General features: G+C 57.9%; 1 tRNA gene and 3 rRNA genes. All 4 read left to right on the top strand.

The features are described 5' to 3' along the window. Positions 1-58 precede the first annotated feature (58 nt). The 4 genes from B9H04_RS17290 to rrf all read left to right on the top strand — a co-directional run bounded on the left by B9H04_RS17290 (position 59) and on the right by rrf (position 5,198). Positions 59-1,528, top strand: a 16S ribosomal RNA gene (locus tag B9H04_RS17290). Between the two features lie 161 nt (positions 1,529-1,689). Continuing rightward, positions 1,690-1,761: transfer RNA gene (locus B9H04_RS17285), tRNA-Ala, on the top strand. 270 nt (positions 1,762-2,031) lie between these two features. Then, positions 2,032-4,944 (top strand): 23S ribosomal RNA (locus B9H04_RS17280). A 132-nt stretch (positions 4,945-5,076) separates the two neighbouring features. Next, positions 5,077-5,198 (top strand): 5S ribosomal RNA (gene rrf / locus B9H04_RS17275). Together the 16S, 23S and 5S rRNA genes with 1 tRNA gene alongside form the textbook arrangement of a ribosomal RNA operon. Positions 5,199-5,223: the final 25 nt, after the last annotated feature.

Below are 5,223 nucleotides of genomic sequence, written 5' to 3'. Positions count from 1 at the left end.
CGAAGTTGACACCCGCCAACACCCCCTTCAGGCCGGGAATCAGGCCTGAAGGATACTCATTCCGGTTGATCCTGCCGGAGGCCATTGCTATTGGGATCCGATTTAGCCATGCTAGTCGCACGAGTTCAGACTCGTGGCGAATAGCTCAGTAACACGTGGCCAAACTACCCTTCGGAACACAATACCCTCGGGAAACTGAGGCTAATAGTGTATACCATACCACCACTGGAATGAGTGGTATGCCAAACGCTCCGGCGCCGAAGGATGTGGCTGCGGCCGATTAGGTAGACGGTGGGGTAACGGCCCACCGTGCCAATAATCGGTATGGGTCATGAGAGTGAGAACCCAGAGACGGAATCTGAGACAAGATTCCGGGCCCTACGGGGCGCAGCAGGCGCGAAACCTTTACACTGCACGACAGTGCGATAGGGGGATCCCAAGTGCACAGGCATAGCGCCTGTGCTTTTCGGTACCCTAAGGCGGTACCAGAATAAGGGCTGGGCAAGACCGGTGCCAGCCGCCGCGGTAATACCGGCAGCCCAAGTGATGGCCGATCTTATTGGGCCTAAAGCGTCCGTAGCTGGCCGCGCAAGTCCATCGGGAAATCCACCTGCTCAACAGGTGGGCGCCCGGTAGAAACTGCGTGGCTTGGGACCGGAAGGCGCGACGGGTACGTCCGGGGTAGGAGTGAAATCCCGTAATCCTGGACGGACCGCCGATGGCGAAAGCACGTCGCGAGAACGGATCCGACAGTGAGGGACGAAAGCCAGGGTCTCGAACCGGATTAGATACCCGGGTAGTCCTGGCCGTAAACAATGTCTGCTAGGTGTGGCTCCCACTACGAGTGGGTGCTGTGCCGCAGGGAAGCCGCTAAGCAGACCGCCTGGGAAGTACGTCCGCAAGGATGAAACTTAAAGGAATTGGCGGGGGAGCACTACAACCGGAGGAGCCTGCGGTTTAATTGGACTCAACGCCGGACATCTCACCAGCATCGACTGTAGTAATGACGATCAGGTTGATGACCTTATCCGAGCTTCAGAGAGGAGGTGCATGGCCGCCGTCAGCTCGTACCGTGAGGCGTCCTGTTAAGTCAGGCAACGAGCGAGACCCGCACCCTTACTTGCCAGCAGTACCGCGAGGTAGCTGGGGACAGTAGGGGGACCGCCGTGGCTAACACGGAGGAAGGAACGGGCAACGGTAGGTCAGTATGCCCCGAATGTGCTGGGCAACACGCGGGCTACAATGGTCGAGACAAAGGGTTCCAACTCCGAAAGGAGACGGTAATCTCAGAAACTCGATCGTAGTTCGGATTGTGGGCTGCAACTCGCCCACATGAAGCTGGATTCGGTAGTAATCGCGTGTCACAAGCGCGCGGTGAATACGTCCCTGCTCCTTGCACACACCGCCCGTCAAAGCACCCGAGTGAGGTCCGGATGAGGCGTTCCACGAACGTCGAATCTGGGCTTCGCAAGGGGGCTTAAGTCGTAACAAGGTAGCCGTAGGGGAATCTGCGGCTGGATCACCTCCACCGACCCGAGACCGCCCTCTGGGCGGCTCACCTTAGACCGTCACCACGACGGTCACTACTCATTCGCATTGGACTGTGACTGTCCGCCCACCCACCGGCTTGGACACCGCAGAACGACCACGGCTCACACAACACGCGAGAACCTTCCCACCAGGGAAGGTGGGCTCATAGCTCAGCGGTAGAGTGCCTCCCTTGCAAGGAGGATGCCCTGGGTTCGAATCCCAGTGAGTCCATGTCCGTCCGAAGCGAATCCGTCCCCTTAAGTGGGAGACGCGATTCGATTCGGACACGACGACCGATGCACCATCCCGGGAAACCGCGGATGGGAAGGGTTCGACGAACGCCCCGTCACACCCGGGGCGATTCAATGACAACCGTGTATACGTGCGATCCAGACGTCCACTGAACTCATCCGAGTTCGTGGAACGTCAGTGAACCATATACAGTCGGGTGACACTATGTCACTTGACCGTCAGTGACTCTCCTTCGAGAGTCGACTGACACACTACTGGCTACTGTGCCAGCTGGTGAATGGCTCGGCTCGAGAGCCGACGACGGACGTGCCAAGCTGCGAAAAGCTCGTGGGACCCGCATGGAGGGAAAGAACACGAGATCTCCCAATCGGAATCCGTTCAACAATTGCCACGCGCAATAGGGAACGCCCTGAATTGAAACATCTCAGTAAGGGCAGGAAAAGAACGCAACAGCGATGTCGTCAGTAACCGCGAGTAAACGCGACACAGCCCAAACCGAAGGTCTTCGGACCAATGTGGTGTTCGGGTTGACAACCAAATCTCGACACTCTCTCAGAAGTCTCCTGGAACGGAGCGTGAAACAGGGTGACAACCCCGTATGAGAGAGCAGTACAGATGGCGTCAAATCCAGAGTAGTAGGGGTCGGATATCCTCTATGAACATCTCAGGCATCCCCTGAGAAGGCTAAACACTCCTCGAGACCGATAGCGAACAAGTAGCGTGAGCGAACGCTGAAAAGCACCCCGAGAAGGGCGGTGCAATAGGGCCTGAAATCAGCTGGCGATCGAGCGACAGGGCGTACAAGGCGTCTCTTGAAACGACCGAGGAGCGATCCTCTAGTAGGAAGAGAGACGAGCCGGCGTCGTGTCGTGCGTTTTGAAAAACGACCCAGGGAGTGCACTTGATTGGCGAGTCTAACCGGCGAACCCGGGAAGGCGCAGGGAAACCGATACGGCCGCAGCATTGCGAGGGCCACCGTGTTCAAGCGCGGGGAGTCAATCAGGTGCGACCCGAAACCAGGCGATCTACGCGCGAGCAAGGTGAAGCGTGGCGAAAGCCACGTGGAGGCCTGTTAGAGTTGGTGTTCTACAATACCCTCTCGTGACTCGTGTGTAGGGGTGAAAGGCCCATCGAGCCTGGCAACAGCTGGTTCCAACCGAAACATGTCGAAGCATGACCTCATCCGAGATAGCCCGCGGGGTAGAGCTACCGATTGGATGACCCGCCTCCGAGAGGAGTCGGCCATCCTGTCGAACTCCAAACCCGCAGGCGTTGTAGACGATGGGAGTCCGGTGCGCGGGGTAAGCCTGTGTACCGTGAGGGGAACAACCCAGAGCCGGGTTAAGGTCCCAAAGTGTAGATTAAGTGCGATTCGAAGGTGGTCTCAAGCCCTAAACAGCCGGGAGGTGAGCTTAGAAGCAGCTACCCGCTAAGAAAAGCGTAACAGCTTACCGGCCGAGGTTTGAGGCGCCCAAAATGATCGGGGCTCAAATCTACCACCGAGACCTGGCCGTGCCCTTGACAGGGGCAACCGCGTAGGTTGGCGTACTGGTCGGACGGAAGCCCGGGCGAGAGCTCGTGTGGACCGTCCAGTAACGACAATCCTGGTCACAGTAGCAGCGATAGTCGGGTGAGAACCTCGACGGCCTGAAGAGCAAGGGTTCCTCGGCACTGCCGTTCAGCCGAGGGTTAGCCGGTCCTAAGGTGTACCACAACTTGACTACACCGACGGGAAGCTGGTTAATATTCCAGCGCCATCGTGCAGTAAACGCCGACGCCGTGTGGAACGCTGAGCCGGGCACTCGCCCGGTCGAATCGTGGAAACTCGTGGACGCCGTCACGGCACGAAGCGAGCGAAACGCGAAACAGCGAAAGTCAGCCGTACATAGGGCCCGTGAAAAGGCAAGCACGATGTCCGTACCGAGATCCGACACAGGTGCTCTGCCAGCGCAAGGCAAGGCCTGTCGGGAGAACCGACGTTAGGGAATTCGGCAAGTTAGTCCCGTACCTTCGGAAGAAGGGATGCCTGCTCTCTAAGGAGCAGGTCGCAGTGACTCGGGCGCTCCGACTGTCTAGTAACAACACAGGTGACCGCAAATCCGCAAGGACTCGTACGGTCACCGAATCCTGCCCAGTGCGGGTATCTGAACACCTCGTACAAGAGGACGAAGGACCCGTCAACGGCGGGGGTAACTATGACCCTCTTAAGGTAGCGTAGTACCTTGCCGCTTCAGTAGCGGCTTGCATGAATGGATAAACGAGAGCGCCACTGTCCCAACGTTGGACCCGGTGAACTGTACGTTCCAGTGCGGAGTCTGGAGACCCCCAAGGGGAAGCGAAGACCCTATAGAGCTTTACTGCAGGCTGTCGCTGAGACGTGGTCGCCGATGTGCAGCATAGGTAGGAGACGTTACACAGGTACGTGCGCCAGCACGCCACCGAGTCAGCATTGAAATACTACCCGTCGGTGACTGCGACTCTCACTCCGGGAGGAGTACACCGGTAGCCGGGCAGTTTGACTGGGGCGGTACGCGCTCGAAAAGATATCGAGCGCGCCCGAAGATCATCTCAGCCGGGTCGGGAATCCGGCGAAGAGCGCAAGAGCACAAGATGGTCTGACAGTGTTCTTCCCAACGAGGAACGCTGACGCGAAAGCGTGGTCTAGCGAACCTACGAGGTTCCGGAATGGGACCCGTAGATGACAGAAAAGCTACCTTAGGGATAACAGAGTCGTCACTCGCAAGAGCACATATCGACCGAGTGGCTTGCTACCTCGATGTCGGTTCCCTCCATCCTGCCCGTGCAGAAGCGGGCAAGGGTGAGGTTGTTCGCCTATTAAAGGAGGTCGTGAGCTGGGTTTAGACCGTCGTGAGACAGGTCGGCTGCTATCTATTGGGGGTGTGAGGTACCTGACGTGAACGAACGTATAGTACGAGAGGAACTACGTTTGGTCGCCACTGGTGTATCGGTTGTCCGGAAGGGCAGATGCCGAGTAGCCACGCGACACGGGGTAAGAGCTGAACGCATCTAAGCTCGAAACCCACATGGAAAAGAGGTACCACAGAGGTCACTCGTAGAAGACGAGTTCGATAGACTCGGGGTGTACGCACCGAGGCAACGAGGTGTTAAGCCCACGAGAACTAACAGACCAAGCCACATTCATTGGCGCTGACGCGCCACGACTCGCATGAGTTCAGGCGGTATCTGGATCGCACGTACACACGGTTGGTACCGAACCACGACCGACACAGGAGTCTCTGTAAAGAGTCTCGGTTCGACTCCGAGAGTCGTCATAAAGGCGGCCAGAGCGGTGGGGACACACCCGTACCCATTCCGAACACGGAAGTTAAGCCCACCAGCGTACCGTGAAGTACTGGAGTGAGCGATCCTCTGGGAACCACGGGTCGCCGCCTGCCCACTCATCCGGGAGAATACTCCCAC

This window comes from Halorubrum ezzemoulense DSM 17463 (assembly GCF_002114285.1).
Lineage (GTDB): Archaea > Halobacteriota > Halobacteria > Halobacteriales > Haloferacaceae > Halorubrum > Halorubrum ezzemoulense.
The sequence above is the reverse complement of the archived record's forward strand: the minus strand, read 5'-3'. Positions and strand labels throughout refer to the sequence as shown.